19 protein-coding genes are annotated in these 18599 nt (G+C 74.4%); 9 read left to right on the top strand and 10 right to left on the bottom strand.

Annotation, left to right across the window (positions count from 1 at the left end):
• Positions 1-59: 59 nt before the first annotated feature.
• A complete protein-coding gene (locus CFP66_RS21220; protein ID WP_094927098.1) occupies positions 60-680 on the top strand; it encodes a maleylpyruvate isomerase family mycothiol-dependent enzyme in 621 nt (206 codons plus the stop codon).
• A 3-nt stretch (positions 681-683) separates the two neighbouring features.
• Here CFP66_RS21220 and CFP66_RS21215 read toward each other — a convergent pair whose 3' ends face one another.
• The gene (locus tag CFP66_RS21215; protein ID WP_094926883.1) at positions 684-1871 is read right to left on the bottom strand and encodes a zinc-dependent alcohol dehydrogenase; all 1188 of its coding nucleotides are present in this window, start codon (positions 1869-1871) and stop codon (positions 684-686) included.
• Positions 1872-2197: 326 nt separating this feature from the next.
• A complete protein-coding gene (ligD, locus tag CFP66_RS21210) occupies positions 2198-3238 on the bottom strand; it encodes a non-homologous end-joining DNA ligase (protein ID WP_094926882.1) in 1041 nt (346 codons plus the stop codon).
• Between the two features lie 31 nt (positions 3239-3269).
• Between ligD and CFP66_RS21205 the strand changes: the two genes are divergently transcribed.
• Together CFP66_RS21205 and msrB are read left to right on the top strand one after the other, a co-directional pair.
• Complete coding sequence (locus CFP66_RS21205) at positions 3270-3575, top strand: hypothetical protein (RefSeq protein WP_094926881.1); 306 nt, start codon at positions 3270-3272, stop codon at positions 3573-3575.
• A 54-nt stretch (positions 3576-3629) separates the two neighbouring features.
• Positions 3630-4055: a peptide-methionine (R)-S-oxide reductase MsrB gene (gene msrB, locus CFP66_RS21200; RefSeq protein ID WP_094926880.1), complete on the top strand. Its 426-nt coding sequence runs from the start codon at positions 3630-3632 to the stop codon at positions 4053-4055.
• 4 nt (positions 4056-4059) lie between these two features.
• On the opposite strand, the gene hemQ is transcribed toward msrB, so the two are convergent.
• Positions 4060-4755 (bottom strand): hydrogen peroxide-dependent heme synthase, encoded by a 696-nt coding sequence (gene hemQ, locus CFP66_RS21195; protein ID WP_094926879.1) that lies wholly within the window; start codon positions 4753-4755, stop codon positions 4060-4062.
• A gap of 24 nt (positions 4756-4779) precedes the next feature.
• Positions 4780-5385, bottom strand: a complete 606-nt coding sequence (locus CFP66_RS21190) for a TetR/AcrR family transcriptional regulator (protein ID WP_094926878.1) — start codon at positions 5383-5385, stop codon at positions 4780-4782.
• 95 nt (positions 5386-5480) lie between these two features.
• Between CFP66_RS21190 and CFP66_RS21185 the strand changes: the two genes are divergently transcribed.
• The 3 genes from CFP66_RS21185 (at position 5481) to CFP66_RS21175 (ending at position 7745) form a co-directional block, all read left to right on the top strand.
• Positions 5481-6116, top strand: a complete 636-nt coding sequence (locus CFP66_RS21185) for an NAD(P)-dependent oxidoreductase (RefSeq protein ID WP_094926877.1) — start codon at positions 5481-5483, stop codon at positions 6114-6116.
• Between the two features lie 90 nt (positions 6117-6206).
• Positions 6207-7493, top strand: a complete 1287-nt coding sequence (locus CFP66_RS21180; protein ID WP_233159592.1) for a S8 family serine peptidase — start codon at positions 6207-6209, stop codon at positions 7491-7493.
• Positions 7494-7505: 12 nt separating this feature from the next.
• Positions 7506-7745 carry a hypothetical protein gene (locus CFP66_RS21175; protein ID WP_094926876.1) on the top strand — a complete coding sequence of 80 codons (240 nt, stop codon included), beginning with the start codon at positions 7506-7508 and terminating at the stop codon, positions 7743-7745.
• 49 nt (positions 7746-7794) lie between these two features.
• Here CFP66_RS21175 and hemG read toward each other — a convergent pair whose 3' ends face one another.
• Together hemG and hemE are read right to left on the bottom strand one after the other, a co-directional pair.
• The gene (gene hemG, locus CFP66_RS21170; RefSeq protein ID WP_094926875.1) at positions 7795-9315 is read right to left on the bottom strand and encodes a protoporphyrinogen oxidase; all 1521 of its coding nucleotides are present in this window, start codon (positions 9313-9315) and stop codon (positions 7795-7797) included.
• Positions 9312-10376, bottom strand: a complete 1065-nt coding sequence (hemE, locus tag CFP66_RS21165; RefSeq protein WP_094926874.1) for a uroporphyrinogen decarboxylase — start codon at positions 10374-10376, stop codon at positions 9312-9314. The genes hemG and hemE overlap by 4 nt, the downstream gene beginning before the upstream one ends.
• Positions 10377-10503: 127 nt before the next feature.
• Here hemE and CFP66_RS21160 point away from each other — a divergent pair, with 127 nt between their 5' ends.
• The 3 genes from CFP66_RS21160 to CFP66_RS21150 all read left to right on the top strand — a co-directional run bounded on the left by CFP66_RS21160 (position 10504) and on the right by CFP66_RS21150 (position 13317).
• Positions 10504-11085, top strand: coding sequence for a DUF3000 domain-containing protein (locus CFP66_RS21160; RefSeq protein WP_094926873.1), 582 nt, complete (start codon positions 10504-10506; stop codon positions 11083-11085).
• Positions 11086-11431: 346 nt separating this feature from the next.
• Positions 11432-12085 carry a response regulator transcription factor gene (locus CFP66_RS21155; protein WP_075949948.1) on the top strand — a complete coding sequence of 218 codons (654 nt, stop codon included), beginning with the start codon at positions 11432-11434 and terminating at the stop codon, positions 12083-12085.
• A gap of 41 nt (positions 12086-12126) precedes the next feature.
• Positions 12127-13317, top strand: coding sequence for an HRDC domain-containing protein (locus tag CFP66_RS21150; RefSeq protein WP_094926872.1), 1191 nt, complete (start codon positions 12127-12129; stop codon positions 13315-13317).
• Positions 13318-13326: 9 nt separating this feature from the next.
• Here the strand turns inward: CFP66_RS21150 and CFP66_RS21145 are convergent, their stop codons facing one another.
• The 4 genes from CFP66_RS21145 to CFP66_RS21130 form a co-directional block, all read right to left on the bottom strand.
• Positions 13327-14430 (bottom strand): cell wall metabolism sensor histidine kinase WalK, encoded by a 1104-nt coding sequence (locus CFP66_RS21145; protein WP_094927096.1) that lies wholly within the window; start codon positions 14428-14430, stop codon positions 13327-13329.
• A gap of 125 nt (positions 14431-14555) precedes the next feature.
• Positions 14556-15221: a response regulator transcription factor gene (locus CFP66_RS21140; RefSeq protein WP_094926871.1), complete on the bottom strand. Its 666-nt coding sequence runs from the start codon at positions 15219-15221 to the stop codon at positions 14556-14558.
• Complete coding sequence (gene dxs / locus CFP66_RS21135) at positions 15221-17149, bottom strand: 1-deoxy-D-xylulose-5-phosphate synthase (protein ID WP_094926870.1); 1929 nt, start codon at positions 17147-17149, stop codon at positions 15221-15223. Before dxs ends, CFP66_RS21140 begins: the two co-directional genes overlap by 1 nt.
• A 48-nt stretch (positions 17150-17197) precedes the next feature.
• Positions 17198-18502: a GGDEF domain-containing protein gene (locus tag CFP66_RS21130; protein ID WP_094926869.1), complete on the bottom strand. Its 1305-nt coding sequence runs from the start codon at positions 18500-18502 to the stop codon at positions 17198-17200.
• Positions 18503-18599: the final 97 nt, after the last annotated feature.

The raw sequence follows: 18599 nt of genomic DNA, 5'->3' as shown, positions 1-18599 counted from the left end.
CGGGCCGCGCGGCGACGAGGGCGTTGCCTCCCGCTGATCCTCTGGTCGAGACTCGGGCCATGAGCTGCATGCAGCTGGCCCGCGACGAGCGCGCCGACCTCGCGACGCTGCTCGCCGAGCTGACCCCGCAGCAGTGGGACGCCCCCACGCTGTGCGCGCAGTGGCGGGTGCGCGACGTGGTCACACACATGATCAGTTACGAGAAGCTGCGCCGCCGTGATGTCGCCCGGCGAGCTCTCCGGGCCGGGTTCCGGCCGAGCCGCCTCAACACCCTCGGCGTCCTCGAACGCCGCGACGAGGACCCGGCGGAGCTGCTCGCGCGGTTGCGCGAACACCTCGAGCCGATGGGGCTGACGGCCGGCTTCGGCGGCCTCGTCGCGCTGCTCGACGGTCTGATCCACCACCAGGACATCCGCAGACCCCTCGGCCTGCCGCGCACCATCCCCGCCGAACGGCTCCGCCCGGCCCTGGACTTCGCGCGCTTCGCGCCCCCGATCCGGGCGTTCTGGCGGATCCGCGGTCTGCGACCGGTCGCCACCGACCTCGACTGGGCATCGGGCCGCGGCCCCGAGGTACGCGGCCCGGGCGAGGCGCTGCTGATGGCGATGGCCGGTCGGCGAGGTGTCGTCGACGAGCTCACCGGGCCCGGCCGCGACACCCTCGCCGCCCGCATCGGCTGACCCCTACGCCGGCTGCAGCAGGGTCTTCACCATCCCGTCCTCCTTGGCCTGGAACGTGGCGTAGGCCCCGGGCGCCGCCTCGAGCGGGAGCCGGTGCGTGGCGAAGGAGTCGACGCCCAGCGGGTCGTCGTCGGTGAGCAGCGGGAGGATGTCGGGCACCCAGCGGTGCACGTTGGCCTGGCCCATGCGCAGCTGGATCTGCTTGTCGAACATCGTCAGCATCGGCAGCGGGTCGGCCATGCCCCCGTACACGCCGCTGAGCGAGATCGTGCCGCCGCGACGCACCAGCTCGACCGCCGAGTAGAGGGCGTTGAGCCGGTCCGTGCCTGCGGTCTCCATGAACTTCGCCGCCACGGCGTCGGGCAGCAGGCCCGCGAGCTGGTGCCCGAGCTTGCCGACGGGCGAGCCGTGCGCCTCCATCCCGACGGCGTCGATCACGGCGTCCGGGCCGCGGCCGCCGGTGAGCTCCCGGACGTGGTCGGCGAGGTCGCGCCCGTGCTCGGACAGGTCGAGCACCGTCACACCGTGCGCGCGGGCCCGTTCCAGCCGCTCCGGCACGAGGTCGATGCCGATGACGTTCTCGACGCCGCGGTGCTGCGCGACCCGCGTGGACATGTCGCCGATCGGCCCGAGCCCGAGTACGGCGAGCGAACCGCCGTCGGGAACGGCGGCGTACTGCACGGCCTGCCAGGAGGTCGGCAACACGTCGGAGAGGTAGACGAACCGGTCGTCCGGCGGGCCGTCCGGCACCCTGATCGGCAGCGTGTTCCCGAACGGCACCCGCAGGTACTCCGCCTGCCCGCCGGGCACCTGCCCGTAGAGCTTCGTGTAGCCGAAGAGCGACCCGCCCTTGCCCTGCGCCCGCACCTGCGTGGTCTCGCACTGCGAGTGCAGCCCCTGTGAGCACATCCAGCAGGTGCCGCAGGAGACGTTGAACGGGACGACGACGCGGTCACCGGGCTCGACGGCCGTGACCTCCGGGCCCACCTCCTGCACGACGCCCATCGGCTCGTGCCCGAGGATGTCGCCCTCGGACAGGAACGGGCCGAGCACCTCGTACAGGTGCAGGTCCGAGCCGCACACGCCGGTGGACGTGATGCGCACGACGACGTCGGTCGGAGCCTGGATGGTCGGGTCGGGCACGGTGTCGACACGCACGTCGCGCTTGCCGTGCCAGGTGACCGCTCGCATGGTGCCTCCTCGGGGCCGGTCGGTTCCCCAGGCCTTCCCGCCCCCGGTTGGCGGAAACCGGGCCGGGGTAGCCGGACGGCATGGGGGCGCCGAGCCCGGCTCGGCGTCGTCGTAGGCCGATCGGATCTGGCCCGTTAGGGCCAATGGAGTAACGCTCGGCCGGTCGGGCGCGAGGATGGGACCACCAACACCTGCGCAAGGTGGTTCGGCCATGGACTACTGGACGTTCAGCACCCTCGGCTTCGTCGTCACGGTGGTGCTCCTGCTCGCGCTCGTCTCCATCATCGAGCGCGACCGCTGGTAGGGCCCTTCCACCCCACTCCGGCTCAGGAGCCCTCGGCCGGCGCCTTGGCGCGGCTCGGCTGCACCCGCATCGGCTCGCCCGGCATTTTCGGGTACTCGGGCGGGTAGGGCAGGTCGCCCAGGCCGCGGTCGCGTTCGTCGGCGGTGTACCAGTCCAGCACCGTCTCCAGGCCACCCGCCGCGTCGTCCATGCCGGCGTGCGCGTCGCCGTGCTCGGCGAGCAGGCCGGGCACGGTGCGCACGTCGAAATCCTCGGGCTCGACGTCGGGCAGCGCCTCCCAGGTCACGGGCATCGACACGGTGGCGCGCGGCCGTCCGCGCACCGACCAGGCCGACGCCACCGTGCGGTCGCGGGCGGCCTGGTTGTAGTCGAGGAACACGCGCTCGCCGCGTTCCTCCTTCCACCACGCGACGGTGGCCTTCTCGGGCAGCCGGTCGGCCACGCGGCGCGCGATCGCGATCACGGCGTGCCGGACCGCGATGAAGTCCCACTCGGGGCGGATCCGGCAGAACACGTGGACGCCGCGGCCGCCGGAGGTCTTGGGCCAGCCGACGAGGCCGGCCTCGTCGAGTACCTCGCGCAGCACGCCCGCCACGGCGACGGCGTCGGCGAAGTCGGTGCCGGGCTGCGGGTCCAGGTCGATGCGCAGCTCGTCGGGGCGGTCGGTGTCGGCGCGGCGGACCGGCCACGGGTGGAAGTCGAACGTGCCCATGTTGGCCGCCCAGACCAGCACGGCCTGCTCGGTGGGGCACAGCGAGTCGGCGGTGCGGCCGCTGGGGAACGTCACCCGCGCCGTCTCGACGTACGGCGGGGCCCCCTTGGGCAGCCGCTTGGCGAAGAAGGCCTCGCCCTCCACGCCGTCCGGGTAGCGCTTGAGGTTGGTGGGCCGCTCGTGCAGCGCGCGCAGCAGCGGCTCGGCCACCGCCCGGTAGTACCGGACGAGCTCGCCCTTGGTGATCCCCCGCTCCGGGAAGTACACCTTGTCCGCGCTCGTCAGCCGCACCTCACGGTCGCCGTCGGGGCCGGGGACGCTCAGCAACTCCGCCGCGCTCTTGCTCGCCACGGAACCGGACGCTACCGCTACCCTTCACGGGGTGCCCGATCTCCACGAACCGGACGGTCCGGGATGGTCCCGGCAGTTCGACGACGAGCTGCTCGGGCTCGACCCCGACGACCCGGAGGCGCAGGCATTCGCCGCGCACCTGGAGCGCATGCAGCGCCAGTCCCCCGCGTTCACGGTGGAGGGGTACCTGGACGGGGTCCGCGACTTCGCCGACTCCGCCAACCGCGCCGAGGGCGGCCGGCGGTGGGCCGCCGTGCTGGTGGTCGTCCTGCTGCTCATCGGCGTGATCTACGTGGTGTGGAACGCGCTGGTGTTCGTGTTCACCACGCTGGTGTAGCGCCGGCTCACCGGCCCGATGCACGCGGCGCGCGACGGACATAGTGTGGAGCGCATGGATCCCGCCACCGAGCCCGCACCGAAGGTCGTCAAGTCCGACGCCGAGTGGCGCGCCCAGCTCACCCCCGCCGAGTACCAGGTCCTGCGCCAGGCCGGCACCGAGCGGCCGTTCACCGGTGAGTACACCGACACGAAGACCCAGGGCGTCTACTCCTGCCGCGCGTGCGGCGCCGAGCTGTTCCGCTCCGACACGAAGTTCGAGTCGCACTGCGGCTGGCCGTCGTTCTTCACCCCGCTCGCCGGCGGCGCCGTGATCGAGCACGTCGACACGAGCCTCGGCATGCGCCGGGTCGAGGTGCTGTGCGCCAACTGCCACAGCCACCTGGGCCACGTGTTCGAGGGCGAGGGCTACGACACGCCCACCGACCTGCGCTACTGCATCAACTCGGTCTCGCTGCGGCTGGAGCCGGAGGCGAGCTGATCACCTAGGGCAGCGTCGCCACGAGGTCCCCGGGCTCGACCCGGGGGCCGGTGAAGAACGGCGTCTCCTCGCGGACGTGGCGTCGCGCGTCGGTACCGCGCAGGTGGCGCATGAGGTCGACGATCCGGTGCAGCTCGTCGGCCTCGAACGCGAGGATCCACTCGTAGTCGCCCAGCGCGAACGCGGGCACGGTGTTCGCGCGCACGTCCGGGTAGTCGCGAGCCTCCTTGCCGTGCTCGGCGAGCATCCACCGCCGCTCCTCGTCGGGCAGCAGGTACCACTCGTAGGAGCGGACGAACGGGTACACGCAGATGTAACCGCGCGGGGCCTCCCCCGCGACGAACGCCGGCAGGTGGCTCTTGTTGAACTCCGCGGGCCGGTGCAGGGCCACCTGGCTCCACACCGGGCTGCTCGCCTGGCCGAGTGCGGTGCTGCGGCGCAGACCGGAGTACGCCGCCTGCAGCGCCTCGACGTTGTCGGCGTGCCACCACACCATGAAGTCGGCGTCGGCACGCAGGCCCGCCACGTCGTAGACCCCGCGCACGCTGACGCCCTTGCCGCGCAGGGCGTCGAGGAACTCGGTGAACTCGCTCGCGGCGCCCACGCGGTCGTCGCCGAGCCGGCCCGGTTCGACCCGGAACACCGACCACATGGTGTAGCGGATGGCGCTGTTCAGCTCGGCGTAGTCCAGGCGTGCCACGTCCCCATCCTGCCACGCACGGTGTCAGCCACCGCCGTCCGACACCGTGGGCTCCAGCACGGTGGCCACCAGCCGGCGTGCGAGCGCGGACAGCTGCGCGGACGACGCCTCCTCCCCGGAGAACGTGACCAGGAACGCGTGCTGGAAGCACGCACCCAGCAGCAGCCCGGCCATCGCCTCGGGGTCGGCGCCTGCGCCGATCCGGCCGCGTCGCTGCTCCTCGGCGAGGTAACGGGCCAGCGCCACGAGCGGATAATGCGGCCCGCCGCCGCCCAGCTCGTCGATGCGGGCGCGGTGGGCGTCGAGCAGCTGCCGCGACGAGAACAGCGAGACCGCGAGCGGGAACGCGTCGGCGTAGAACCGCAGTGCGGTGATGACCAGCTCCTCGAGGTTCGCCCGTACCTCGCCCCGGCCGGGGTACTGCTCGAGCTCGGCGAGCAGGGCGCCGAGACCGGGCAGCCGGCCGTCGAGCACGTGCAGGAAGATCTCGGTCTTGTCCCGGAAGTGCTTGTAGAGCGTGGCCTCGGAGTACCCGGCCGCGCGCGCGATCTCCTTGGTCGTCGCCCGCGCGAAGCCCTCGGTGCGCATGATCTGCGCCGCGGCCCCGACGATGTCCTCCCGCGTCCCCATGCGTCCTCCTCAGCAGGATCTCAGCACCGCTTGACAGGTGAGTAAGTACTCACCCACCCTACTGGTAAGTGTTCACTCACCCAGGAGGAAACTCCATGCGCATCACCGTGTTCGGCGCGACCGGTGGAACCGGCCGGCACGTCGTCGAGCAGGCGCTCGACACCGGGCACCACGTCACCGCCGTCGTGCGCGACCCCGCCCGGCTGGGCCGACCCGCCGCCGAGCGCCTGGACGTCGTCGTCGCGCAGCTCGACGACCGGGCCGCGGTCGAGGCGGCGGTCGCCGGGGCGGACGCGGTCGTCGACGCCCTCGGCCCCGGCGGCAGCGGACCCACGACGGTCCGCACCGACGCCGCCCGGGTGATCGTCGCGGCGATGCGCGACGCCGGGGTGCACCGGCTCGTGACGGTGAGCGCGGCGGGCGCCCACACCACCGGCGACACCGCGTTCGTCCGGTTCGTGGTGAAGCCCGTGCTCGGCTACGTCCTGCGGCACGCCTTCACGGACATGCGCGCGATGGAGCAGGTCGTGCGCGCGAGCGGGTTGGACTGGACGATCGTGCTCCCGCCGCAGCTCACCGACGGCCCCCGCACCGGGGCGATGCGTCGCCGGGTGGACGCGAACGTGCGCGGGTCCTACCGGCTCGCCCGCGCCGACCTCGCCGCGGCCGTCCTGGACGCCGTGGGCGACGAGAGCGTGCGGCACGCGTCGCTGTCGGTCGCCGCCGGCTGACGGCGTGTCACCCCGCTCCGACATGACGCGCCCGCCGCGCCCCGGCACGATGTGCCCCGGACGAGTGACGAAGATCGGGGAGGCGATGTGGTGGGATCCGAAGGCGTCGGGGCGGGGCAGCGGTACACGGGCCGCTACCTGTTGGTGCTGGGCGAGGACCTGCGGGGCGACGACGACGCCTCCTGCACGGCGATACGGGAGCTGAGCGGCGCGGAGGAGGTCACGAACACCCGCGACGCCGAGCGCGGCGCCGCGCCCCGCACGCACCCGACCTTCTTCGCCGAGCTGGGGGTGGCCGTCGCGGACCTCACCGCACAGCAGCTGAGCACCGCCCGGGCCGACCGGCGGTTGCTCGGGGTGGAGCCGGAGCGGGTGCAGCGGGCGATCGGCGTGCCCCGTTTCGGCGCGGCGCCCGGCGGCTCCCTGTCCGAGGAGTACCTGCGCGGCTTCCGCGATGCCGCGCAGTTCCTGCACGCCACGGCGGCCGGGGCGGGCACCGCGGCCGTGGCGCCCGCCCAGTTCGGTGATACCGACGAGCTGACGTGGGGCCTGCAGGCCACGGGCGTCGCCGAGGCCCCGGAGACCGGCGCGGGCGTGGCGATCGCCGTGCTCGACACCGGGCTCGACCTCGCCCACCCCGACTTCGCCGGCCGCAACATCGAGGCCCGATCGTTCGTCGAGGGCCAGGAGCCCCAGGACGTGCAGGGGCACGGCACGCACACCACCGGCACGGCGTGCGGCGCGCTGACGCCGGGTACGGGGCGCCGCTACGGGGTCGCGCACGAGGCGCGCATCCTCGTGGGCAAGGTCCTCGGGGACGACGGGTCGGGCACCGACGCCGACATCCTGGCCGGCATGAGCTGGGCGATCTCCGCGGGCGCCCGGGTGATCTCGATGTCGCTGGGTGCAGACCTGCAGGAGGTCTCCACGGCCTACGAGACCGCCGGGCGCCGCGCGCTCGAGGCAGGCACCCTCGTCGTGGCCGCGGCGGGCAACAACGCCGAACGCGGTGCGGGCAACCCCGGCTTCGTGGGGGTCCCCGCCAACAGCCCGTCGATCATGGCGGTCGGCGCGGTGGACGTCGCGCTGGCGATCGCCGACTTCTCCGCCGCGAGCTCGTCGGTGGACGGCGGGCAGGTCGACATCGCCGCGCCCGGCGTCGACGTCTACTCGTCGTGGCCCGCGCCCCAGAACACGAACACGATCTCCGGCACGAGCATGGCCACGCCGCACGTCGCCGGCATCGCCGCGCTGTGGTCCCAGCGCACGGGGGCAACGGGGCAGCAGCTGTGGACCCAGCTCGTGCAGGCGGCGCAGCGGCTGCCGCTGCCCGCCACCGACGTCGGAGCCGGCCTGGTCCGCGCGCCCGGAGCCTGAGGAGGCGCCACCGTGCCCGAGAAGATCACGATCTCCGTCGCCGACGACGCGCTCGACCGGATCGACGAGGTCGTCGCCGCCCTCGAAGCCGGCGGCCTGAACGTCGAGCAGGTGCTGCGCCCGCTCGGCGTGATCACCGGCTCGGTCGAGGACACGCAACGCGTGCAGGCCCTCGGCGCGGTGACGGGAGTGGCGTCCGTGGAACCGCAGCGAACGGTGCAGCTCCCCCCGCCGGACGCGGACGTGCAGTAGCGCCACGCAGTAGCGCCACGAGGCCGACGAACGGCACTTCCGTCGTCACCTAGCCGACGGGAGTGCCGTTCGTTGCGGGCGCGACCCGCTCGGCGGCCTGCCGGCCCGTCGCCACGCACGCCGGCACGCCGACACCGTGCAGCGCCGACCCCGCCACCGCCACGCCCGGCGGAAGACCCTGCTCGATCGTGCGGACCCGGTCCAGGTGCCCGACCGCGTACTGCGGGAGCCCGCCGCCCCACCGCTGGACGTGCACGGCCACGGGCGGCGCCGTGATCCCGGCGAGCGCGGACAGCCCGTCCCGGGCGCGGGCCACCAGCTCCGCGTCGTCCACCTGCAACGTTGCGGCCTCCCCGAAGCGGCCGAGCGAGGCCCGCAGCCGCACGAGGCCGTCCGCGCCCAGGTGCGCCCACTTGTTCGAGGAGTGGGTCATCGCCTTGACGGGGAGCGGCTCGTCCGCGGCCACGAGCACGCCCGACGTCGGTGGCAGCGTCGCGGCGTCCGCGGCCCGGTAGGCCAGCGCCACGACCGCGGAGGACGCCAGCTCGATCTCCCCCGCCGCCCGCGCCGCGTCCGGTGCGGCGTCGGCGAGCAGCCGGGCCACCGCCGGCGCGGGCACGGCGAGCACGACCGCGTCGACGTCGAGGGCCTCGGGCGCCGTGGTGGGCCCGAGCACGAGCCGCCAGCCCTGCTCGCGGCGCTGCAGCTCCCGCACGGTGGTCCGCAGCCGCACGTCCGCGCCTGCCGCGGCGACGAGCGCGTCCAGCAGCCGCCGGTAGCCGCCCCGCACGGCGCCGAACACCGGCGCGCCCGGCTGCGGCGCCTGGCCCCCCACGTCGCGACTCACATGCTCCGAGCCCCCGACTCGCGCGCTCTCAGAGCCCGACTCGCGGGGGGTGGGTGGCCCACCCCCCGCGAGTCGGGGCCTGGGTGCGCGTGTGTCGCGAGGGCTGGTGGCGGTGTCGGCGGCGGCCGTCAGGTTCGGGGCGCCGGTGTCGAGGGCCGCGGCCAGGGCGGGCACGGTGGCGCGCAGGCCGAGGGCGTCGACACGGCCCGCGTAGACCCCGCCCAGCAGCGGGTCGGCGAGCCGGTCGGCGACCTCGTCGCCGAAGCGGGAGCGCAGCAGCCCGCCCAGCGCGACGTCGTCACCCGCCCGCCACGTCAGGGGGCGGTGCCGCTCCGCGGCGACGGCGGCGAGCCCGGCCTCGGACAGCAGCCCGTCCAGCTGCGCCGCGCTCGTCGGGACACCGAGCAGCGTGCCGCCCGGGAGCGGCCCCGTGCGCCCACCCGCCCGCACCGACGCCGTCGCGCGCGTCGGGTGCACCAACTCGGCGGTGAGGCCGAGCTCGGCGAGCAGGGCCGGGACCTCCGGGCGGCGGGCCAGGAACGCCTCCGCCCCGACGTCGAACGCCGTGCCGGCCAGGTCGACGGTGTGCAGCACGCCGCCGATGCGGTCGCGCTGCTCGAGCACGGTGATCGCGGCCGACGGCCCGAGCAGGGTGCGCAGCCGGTGCGCCGCGGCGAGCCCGGAGACCCCGCCGCCCACGACGGCGACGCGACGGGCGCTCACGGGCGCAGCGTGTGCACCAGCTCGACGAGCCGGGTGAGGGCGTCCGGGTCGGTGTCGGGCAGCACGCCGTGGCCGAGGTTGAACACGTGGCCGGGTGCGTGGCGGCCCTCGTCGACGATGCGCCGCGCCTCGGCCGCGATCGATCCGGTGTCGGCGAACAGCACGGCCGGGTCGAGGTTGCCCTGGATCGCGACGCCGCCGCCGGTGCGACGCGCGGCCTCGTCCAACGGCACCCGCCAGTCGGCGCCCACGACGTCGGCGCCGGCCTCGGTCATCGCGCCGAGCAGCTCACCGGTGCCGACCCCGAAGTGGATGCGGGGCACGCCCGCGTCGGCGAGACCGGCGAGGACGCGGGTGGAGTGCGGCAGGACGTACTCGCGGTAGTCGCGCTCCGAGAGTGCGCCCGCCCAGGAGTCGAACAGCTGCACCGCGTCTACCCCGGCGGCCACCTGGGCGTGCAGGAACGTGCTCGTGACGGCTGCGAGACGCTCCATCAGCGCGTGCCAGACCTGCGGCGCCGAGCGCATCAAGGCCTTGGTGCGCTCGTGGTTGCGGCTCGGCCCGCCCTCGACGAGGTAGGAGGCGAGGGTGAAGGGGGCGCCCGCGAAGCCGATGAGCGGGGTGTCGCCCAGCTCGGGCAGGAGCAGACCGATCGCGTCGGTGACCGGTGCGACCTGCTCGACGTGCAGCGCCGGGATCCGCTCGACGTCGGCCATGGTGCGCACGGGGTGGGCGACCACCGGCCCGGTGCCGGCCACGATGTCGACGCCGACGCCCGCCACGTAGAGGGGCACGACGATGTCGCTGAACAGGATCGCGGCGTCGACGCCGTGGCGGCGCACCGGCTGCAGCGTGATCTCGCACGTGAGGTCGGGCGTGAGGCAGGCCTGGATCATCCCGGTGCCGGCGCGCAGGGCCCGGTACTCCGGCAGCGAGCGCCCGGCCTGGCGCATGAACCACACCGGCACCCGCGACGGGCGTTCCCCGCGCGCGGCCACGAGGAGCGGCGCGTCGGGCAGCCGGCGGCGGGGGTGGACGGCGGAGGCGGGCGAGAGCGTCATGGCTCCCCCATCCTCCCACGCGCCACCAGGCGGTCACCGCCGGGCGCCCGATGTCCCTCGGACGGGTTGCCTCGTGCGCGGCGCGCCTCGCCTGCGGATCACCCAGAGCGACCTAGAGTCCTCGCTCGTGTCCGACGCGCCCGCCCCACCACTGGATTTCCAGCAGGCCGTCACCTCGATGCGCACAGTGCGGCCGCGCCCCGAACTCGCCCTCGCGCCCTTGCAGGCGCCGCCCCGGCTCGCGCCGTGGACGTGGGCGTTCAGCGTGGAGGCAGATCCTGCCCGCGAGCACGGCGACGAGTCGGACGAGCCGGACACCTCCGGGCGCCTGATCCTGCTGCACGACCCGGCAGGCCAGGACGCATGGGAGGGCACGTTCCGGCTCGTCTGTTTCGTACAGGCCCGCCTCGAGCCCGAACAGCTCGGCGACGAGATGTTGCCGGTCGTGGGCTGGTCCTGGCTGACCGAGGCCCTCGAGAACGCCGACGCCGAGCACGTCGCGCTGGGAGGCACCGTCACGCAGACCTCGTCCGTGCGCTTCGGCGACATCGCCGGTCCCCGCCGCGACGACGACGTCGAGCTGCGGGCGTCCTGGACCCCCCTGGGCACGGATCTGTCCCGACACGCCGAGGCGTTCTGCAACCTGATCGCATCGGCGGCCGGTCTTCCACCCGTCGGAGTCCTCCCGCTCGCCCATCGGACGGTCTGACGCGAGATCGCTCGCAGGAGCCCGATCGGGGGGTTCACCAGCATGTTCGATGCCCGCAGTGATCACCAACATCACTCGGACGAGTGGTCGGTCCTCGACAACGCTGTAACTTTCACCCGGAGAAGTTCGATCCGATACACGACGTTAGACCGCTTGGGGGGCTACGCTTCCTCCACGACACCTCCTCGGGCGGTCGGGCGAGTAGTTCCATCCGACCGGGGATCTGGTGCCGGTCGGGGGGCAACGACCGACTCCAGGAGGTAACGACGTGGCCGTTGTGGGCCAGGGCGCACCAGTGCGCGGCACTGCGGGTCATTCACCCGCCCATGCTGTGCTGTCGCCCGCGATGGTCCCGCACCCGCGGGAAGAGCTGTTCTCGGTGCTGGTGGTCGACGACCACCCGCTCCTACGTGAGGCGATAGCCGCGCGGTTGCGCTCCATGGGCGCCGGTACGGTCTACGAGGCCGCATCGGTGGCCGAGGCGCGGGCACGTGCCCATGCCAACGGGCCGTGCGACCTCGCGATCCTCGACCTCGGTCTGCCCGACGGCAGCGGACTGGACCTGGTGACCGAACTCCGGTCGCTGGGCTGGAACCGCCTCGTCGTGCTCGCCTCCTCCGACGACCCGTACGCGGTGCGCTCGGCGTTCCAGGCGGGAGCGCAGGCGTACCTGCTCAAGTCGGCGTCGGCGGCGATCGTCACCGACGGCGTGAAGCGTGTGCTGGACGGCGGCGTCTACGCCGACCCGACGGTCGCACCGCTGCTCGCCACCGGCACCCGGGTACCCGGCACCGACAACACCCCGCGCGAGCTCTCGGCGCGCGAGGTCGAGGTGCTGCAGCTCGTGGCGGACGGGCAGTCGAACAAGGAGATCGGTGAGGCGCTGAGCCTCTCCGCGCTCACGGTGAAGAGCCACCTGTCGCGCATCGGGCGCAAGCTCGGCACGGGTGACCGCGCGCAGATGGTCGCGCTGGCGATGCGAGCCGGAGTCATCCGCTGACAGGAGAACCACTCGAAGAAGACCATCAGGGACCGCCGGCGGTGCCGCTGCTGCGGCCCGCCGACGGGCTGCCGCCCGTCGTCGCGGATGTCGCGGCGCTGTCGCGCACCGCGGAGGCGGTGGCGGCCGGCAGCGGGCCCATCGCCGTCGACGCCGAACGCGCCTCCGGATTCCGCTATTCGCAGCGGGCCTACCTGGTCCAGTTGCGCCGGGCCGGGGCGGGTTCAGCGCTGATCGACCCCATCCCGCTGGGCAGCGACCTGTCCGCGCTCGCTCCCGCTCTCACCGGGCCGGAGTGGGTGCTGCACGCGGCGAACCAGGACCTCGCCTGCCTGGCCGAGGTGGGTCTGACCCCCTCGGCCCTGTTCGACACCGAGCTCGCCGGCCGGCTGGCGGGGCTCCCCCGCGTCGGCCTCGGTCCGCTCGTGGAGCAGCTGCTGGGGCTCACGCTGGAGAAGGGGCACGGGGCCGCGGACTGGTCGCGCCGCCCGCTGCCCGAGGACTGGCTCGTCTACGCCGCACTCGACGTGGAGGTGCTCGTCGAGCTGCGGGACGTGCTCGCCGGGCTGCTCGCCGAGCAGGGCAAGCTCGACTGGGCCGTGCAAGAGTTCGAGGCCGTACGCACCGCGCCGCCGCCCGCACCGCGTGCGGAGCCGTGGCGGCGCCTGTCCGGGGTCCACAAGCTGCGCAAGCCGAAGCTGCTCGCCGCTGCCCGGGCCCTGTGGGAGGCACGCGACCGGCTCGCCGCCGAACGCGACATCGCGCCGGGCCGCGTGCTCCCCGACGCCGCGATCGTCGCAGCCGCCTCCGCGCCGCCCGAGTCACCGCAGGCGCTGGCCGCCATGCCGACGTTCCGGGGCCGCGCCCAACGCCGGCTCACCTCCTACTGGTTCGCCGCGCTGGCCAAGGCGGCGGCGCTCGACCCCGCCGAGTACCCCCGCGCGTCCCCGTCCGTCGACGGTCCGCCTCCGGTGTCGCGCTGGGCCGACCGCGACCCCGACGCGGCCGCCCGCCTGACGGCCGCCCGCGCCGCCGTGGCCGTGATCAGCGAGCAGTGGAAGGTCCCGGTGGAGAACCTGCTGCTGCCCGACCTGTTGCGGCGGCTGTGCTGGAACCCACCGTCGGACGGCGACGTGCGGGCGGCGATGCACACCGGTGGCGCGCGCCAGTGGCAGATCGACCTGCTCGCCCCCGATCTGGAGAAGGCACTGACCACCCGCGCCGCCTCCTGATCCCGCCCGTCAGCCGGCCGGGAGCTGCACCGTCACCATGAGGCCGCCGCCCGGCACCGGATCGGCCCGCACGGTGCCGTGGTGGGCCTGCACGACGGCCCGGACGATCGACAGGCCCAGCCCCGAGCCGGGGGTGTTGGCCGTGCGCGCCACGGGCCCGCGGCGGAACGGCTCGAACAGCTCCGCCACCCGGTCCCCCGGGATCTCCGGGCCACTGGAGCCGACCTGCAGGCGCACCCCGTCCTCGGTGGTGCCCGTGCTCACCTCCAGCCACCCGCCGGCCACGTTGTGCCGCACGGCGTTCTCCACCAGGTTGCCGGCCACCCGCTCGAGCAGGACCGGATCGCCCCGCGTCGGGGCCGGCTCGGCCCGCAGCTGCGTGCGCAGCCCGCGCCTGCCCGCCTCGGCCCGGACGGCGGCCAGCGCGGGCACCACGACGTCGGCCAGGTCGACCGCACGCACATCGGCGAGCTCGGCCCCCTCCGTGTGGGCGAGCAGCAGGAGCCCGGAGATGAGGTCGTCGGCGCGGCGGGTGGCGTCGCGCACCACGGACGCCATGCGCCGCAGCTCCTCGACGTCGGCGGTGGGGTCGGCGAGCGTGACGTCCACCTCCGTGCGCAGTACCGACAGCGGCGTGCGCAGCTCGTGGCTCGCGTTGGCGACGAACCGGCGCTGCGCGTCGAACGCCGCTTGCAGGCGGTCCAGCATCGCGTCGAAGCCCGCCGCCAGCTCGGCGACCTCGCCGCGGGCGTCCTTCAGCCCGGTGCGGGTGTCCAGCGACTCGACGGTGAGCCGGCGCGCGGTGGCCGTGACCGCGTGCAACGGGCCGAGCACCCGCCCGACGAGCACCCACGACACGACCGCGGCCGCGGCGACGACGAGTGGGAACGCGATCAGTCCCGCCCGCAGCACGTCGGCGCGGGCGGCGGCACCGATGGCCTCGTTGAGCCGCTCCGCCGGGATCGCGACGCCGCCCACGCGGACGGTTGTGCCCGCCGGGAGCGACGGAACGCTGCGCGCCACGCCCCCCACGAGCAGCCACCCCAGCCAGAGCAGCAGCGCGCTGACGAGCGCGACCACCACCGTGCAGACCAGGGTGAGCCGGGGGCGCAGCCCGACTCCCCGCGATCCGCGACGGACCCGCGCGGGCTCCGGTGGCGGCGCCGGGGCCCATTCCTGTTGCCGGCCCGCGTCGCGGACCGTTGATGGCGCAGGCTCGGCCACGGGGCCCCCTCGGCTCAGCCGGCGGAAGGCACCCGGTACCCGGCGCCCACCACGGTCTCGATCACCCCTGGCTCGCCCAGCTTCTTGCGCAGCGTCATCACCGTGACGCGCACGGTGGTGGTGAACGGGTCGGCGTTCTCGTCCCAGACCCGCTCGAGCAGCTCCTCGCTGCTCACCACGGCGCCGCCCGCGGCCAGCAGCACCTCGAGCACCCCGAACTCCTTGCGGGTGAGCTCGACGGGGCGCTCGCTGCGGTGCACCGTGCGTCGTGCCGGGTCGAGCGCGACGTCGCCCGCCTCCAGCATCGGGGGCACCGCCGGGGTGGCGCGGCGCCCCAGCGCCCGGCAGCGCGCGACGAGCTCGGGGAAGTCGAACGGCTTGGCGAGGTAGTCGTCGGCGCCGCGGGACAGGCCGTCGACCTTGTCGGCCAGGGTGCCGCTGGCCGTCAACATGATCACCCGCGTGGTGGACGCGGTGGCGACGATCTCCGCGCACAGCCGGTCGCCGGACATGCCGGGCAGGTCGCGGTCGAGCACCACCACGTCGTAGCGGGTGACAACGGCCTTCTCGTGGCCGGTGTCGCCGTCGTAGGCGACGTCGACGGCCATCCCCTCGCGCCGCAGGCCGCGGGCCACGGCGTCGGCCAGCGGCCGCTCGTCCTCGACGATCAGCACCCGCATCAGCGGGCCTCCTCCTGTGACGGGGCCTGCTCCACCACGCCGGGCTCGGGGGGCAGCGCGGCCGCCCACTCGGTGACGCGGCGCGCCACGTCCTGCGCGGTGAGCCCGGCCTCGGCCAGCACGTCGGCGCGGCTGCCGTGGTCGAGGAAGCGTTGCGGGATGGCGAGGTCGCGCAGCGGGACGTCGCACTCCGCGTCGCGCAGCACCTGCGCCAGCGCCGAGCCGAACCCGCCGTGACGCCCGCAGTCGGTGACCGTGACGACGAGCCGGTGGGCCCGCGCGAGGCCGACGAGCGCTTCCGGCACCGGCAGCACCCACCGCGGGTCGACGACCGTGACGGCCACGCCCTGGCGCTCCAGCCGCTGCGCCGCGGCCACGCCCAGCTCGCCGAAGGCACCGGCGCACGCCAGCAGCACCTCGGGCGCGCCCGACTCGTGCAGCACGTCGACGCCCGCGGGCCCGCCGGCGCGGCGCACCGCGGGCACCGACTCGATCACCGACCCCTTGGGGAACCGGATCGCGGTGGGCCCGTCGTCGACCGCGACGGCCTCGCCGAGCTCCTCGCGCAGCGTGGCGGCGTCACGGGGCGCCGCGACCCGCATGCCGGGCACGATGCCCAGCAATGACAGGTCCCACATGCCGTTGTGCGAGGGCCCGTCGTTGCCGGTGACGCCGGCCCGGTCCAGCACGAGCGTGACGCCCTTGTCGTGCAGGGCCACATCCATCAGGAGCTGGTCGAAGGCCCGGTTGAGGAACGTCGAGTAGAGCGCCACGACCGGGTGCAACCCACCCGCGGCGAGCCCGGCGGCCGAGGTGAGCGCGTGCTGCTCGGCGATCCCGACGTCGATGCAGCGCTCCGGGAACGCCCGCGCGAACGGCGCGAGCCCGGTGGGCCCGAGCATCGCCGCGGTGATCGCCACGACGTCGGGCCGACGCGCCCCGATGGCCAGCAGCTCGTCGGAGAACACGCTGGTCCAGCCCACGGACGGCGGTGCGGTGGGCCGGCCGGTCTCCGGGTCGAACGCCGACGGGCTGTGCATCTGCTCGGCCTCGTCGTTCTCCGCGGGCGAGTAGCCGTTGCCCTTGCGCGTGACGGCGTGGACGATCACCGGGCCGCCGAAGTGCCGGGCCCGGCGCAGCGCGGACTCCATCGCCACGACGTCGTGCCCGTCCACCGGGCCGAAGTACTTCAGGCCGAGGTCGGAGAACAGCTCCTGCGGGCTCAGCGCGTCCTTCAGACCCGCCTTCAGCGCGTGCAGGCCCGAGTAGAGCGGCCCGCCGACGAGGGGCGTGCGGGCCAGGGCCTGCTTGCCGGCCTCCAGCACGCGCTCGTAGCCGGGCTGCAGCCGCAGCGAGGCGAGCCGGTCGGCGAGCCCGCCGATCGTGGGCGAGTAGGAGCGGCCGTTGTCGTTGACCACGATGACGACGTTGCGGTCCTTGCCGGAGGCGATGTTGTTCAGCGCTTCCCACGCCATCCCGCCGGTGAGCGCGCCGTCCCCGATCACCGCGACGACGTGGCGCTGCTGCTCGGTGAGCGCGTACGCCCGCGCCACCCCGTCGGCCCAGGACAGCGAGGTGGACGCGTGGCTGTTCTCGACGTGGTCGTGCTCGCTCTCGGCGCGGCTCGGGTAGCCCGACAGCCCGCCGGTCTTCTTCAGCGCCTCCCAGCCGTCCTGCCGGCCGGTGAGCATCTTGTGCACGTAGGCCTGGTGGCCGGTGTCCCAGATCAGGGTGTCGTGGGGTGAGTCGAACACGCGGTGCAGCGCGATGGTCAGCTCCACGACACCGAGGTTGGGCCCGAGGTGCCCACCGGTGCGCGAGACCGACGCCACCAGCTCACGGCGGATCTCAGCGGCCAGCACAGGCAGCTCGTGCGCCTCGAGCCGTTTCAGATCGGCCGGGCCACGGACGGATCGCAACACGGTCACCGGGCCAGCTTACGGAAGCCCGGGAATGCGGCCACCCGGCGTGCTCGATCAGCCCGCGGTACGTGGGGCCGGGATCTGCACGGGACCCGCGATCCGCACCAGGTTGCGCCCGCTGCGCTTGGCGGCGTACAGCGACGCGTCGGCAGCCTTCAACGCCTGCTCGAGGGTGGCCCCGTCGACCGGGATGGCGGCACCGCCGATCGACACGCTCAGCCCGGTGATCGTCAGGTTGCCGTCGGGCGTGCAGACGGGCACGGCGAGCTCGGCGACCAGCCGCCGCAGCCGCTCCGCCACCGCCCGCATCTCGGCCTGCCCCAACGGGCCGGGCGGCAACTCGCGCAGCAGCACGACGAACTCCTCGCCGCCGAAGCGGCCCACGAGGTCCTGCTCACGCACCCCGCCCCGCAGTTCCGCCGCGACCGCGGCCAGCACGTCGTCGCCTGCGAGGTGGCCGTGGGCGTCGTTGACGAGCTTGAAGTGGTCGAGGTCCAGGATGAGCACGGCCGCGACGGCGCGGGCACGCTGGCCGCGGCGCAGCGTCCGCGCCGCCTCTTCCTGCCAGCCCGCCGAGTTCAGCAGCCCCGTCTTGGCGTCGGTGCTCGCCACCTCCTCGAGGTGGCGCACCAGCACGGCGCGGTGCAGCACGAGGATCGGCGGCAGGACCAGCGCCACCAACCACGGCGTCGATCCGATGGTGACCGCCGCGAGGCCACCCATGCAGAGCGTGGCGACCTCGAGCGCGTTGTCGTCCCAGCGCCCGACGAGCTCGCGCACCCCCGGCCAGTCGTGGGTCAGGGCGATCGCGCCGGCGACGAGGAGCGTGTTGACCACCACGTAGACCAGCACGGCCGCCGCGATGCCGGCGACGCCCACGACGTCGTCCGGTCCGCCGGGCAGCCCGCCCGCGGCGACGACCATGCCGTGGGCGGCGCCGGCGGCGAGGATCACGGTGGCCGTGGTGTAGAGGTGCCGGTGCACCGGCACCCTCGCCGGCCGCCACACCCGCTGCCACAGGTGCAGGTACACCGCGACGATGACGGCGGCGGCGAGCGCGGGCGGCAGCAGCAGCGCGGCCGCGAACGTCCAGACCGAGCTCAGGTCGAAGTAGGAGGTCTGCGCCGCCCGCCTGCGGATCCGCTCGATCCCCGTGGCGAGCTCCGTGTGAACGACGCTCAGCAGGGTCAGGAACGCGGCGAGCGCGACGGCCGCCTCGGTGGGCGGGGCGAGGTGGGCGACGACGAGCCCCACGGCCGCGACCTCGACCCCGAGCACCAGCCCGACGGCCCTCGCGGGCAGTCGCCAGAGCTCCCAGCTCGCCGGGTCCCAGCCGGCGGGCGGTGACGGCTCATCCACGTCCGCCTCCTCCTCCCCCGCGACCGGCTTGCGCCTGTCGGCGAGATTAGTGAGGGCCGAGGCGTGTGTCAGGAGGACGACGATCGCTCATCGGGGT

This window comes from Pseudonocardia sp. MH-G8 (assembly GCF_002262885.1).
In the GTDB taxonomy this organism is placed as follows: Bacteria; Actinomycetota; Actinomycetes; order Mycobacteriales; family Pseudonocardiaceae; genus Pseudonocardia.
The sequence above is the reverse complement of the archived record's forward strand: the minus strand, read 5'-3'. Positions and strand labels throughout refer to the sequence as shown.

Bases quoted from the DNA above. Each gene is read 5' to 3' on its own strand.
- CFP66_RS21220 (WP_094927098.1), top strand. From the start codon at position 60: ATGAGCTGCATGCAGCTGGCCCGCGACGAGCGCGCCGACCTCGCGACG.
- CFP66_RS21190 (WP_094926878.1), bottom strand. From the start codon at position 5,385: ATGGGGACGCGGGAGGACATCGTCGGGGCCGCGGCGCAGATCATGCGC.
- CFP66_RS21185 (WP_094926877.1), top strand. From the start codon at position 5,481: ATGCGCATCACCGTGTTCGGCGCGACCGGTGGAACCGGCCGGCACGTC.
- CFP66_RS21140 (WP_094926871.1), bottom strand. From the start codon at position 15,221: ATGCGGGTGCTGATCGTCGAGGACGAGCGGCCGCTGGCCGACGCCGTG.
- msrB (WP_094926880.1), top strand. From the start codon at position 3,630: ATGGATCCCGCCACCGAGCCCGCACCGAAGGTCGTCAAGTCCGACGCC.
- hemE (WP_094926874.1), bottom strand. From the start codon at position 10,376: ATGACGCTCTCGCCCGCCTCCGCCGTCCACCCCCGCCGCCGGCTGCCC.
- CFP66_RS21155 (WP_075949948.1), top strand. From the start codon at position 11,432: ATGGTCCCGCACCCGCGGGAAGAGCTGTTCTCGGTGCTGGTGGTCGAC.
- CFP66_RS21215 (WP_094926883.1), bottom strand. From the start codon at position 1,871: ATGCGAGCGGTCACCTGGCACGGCAAGCGCGACGTGCGTGTCGACACC.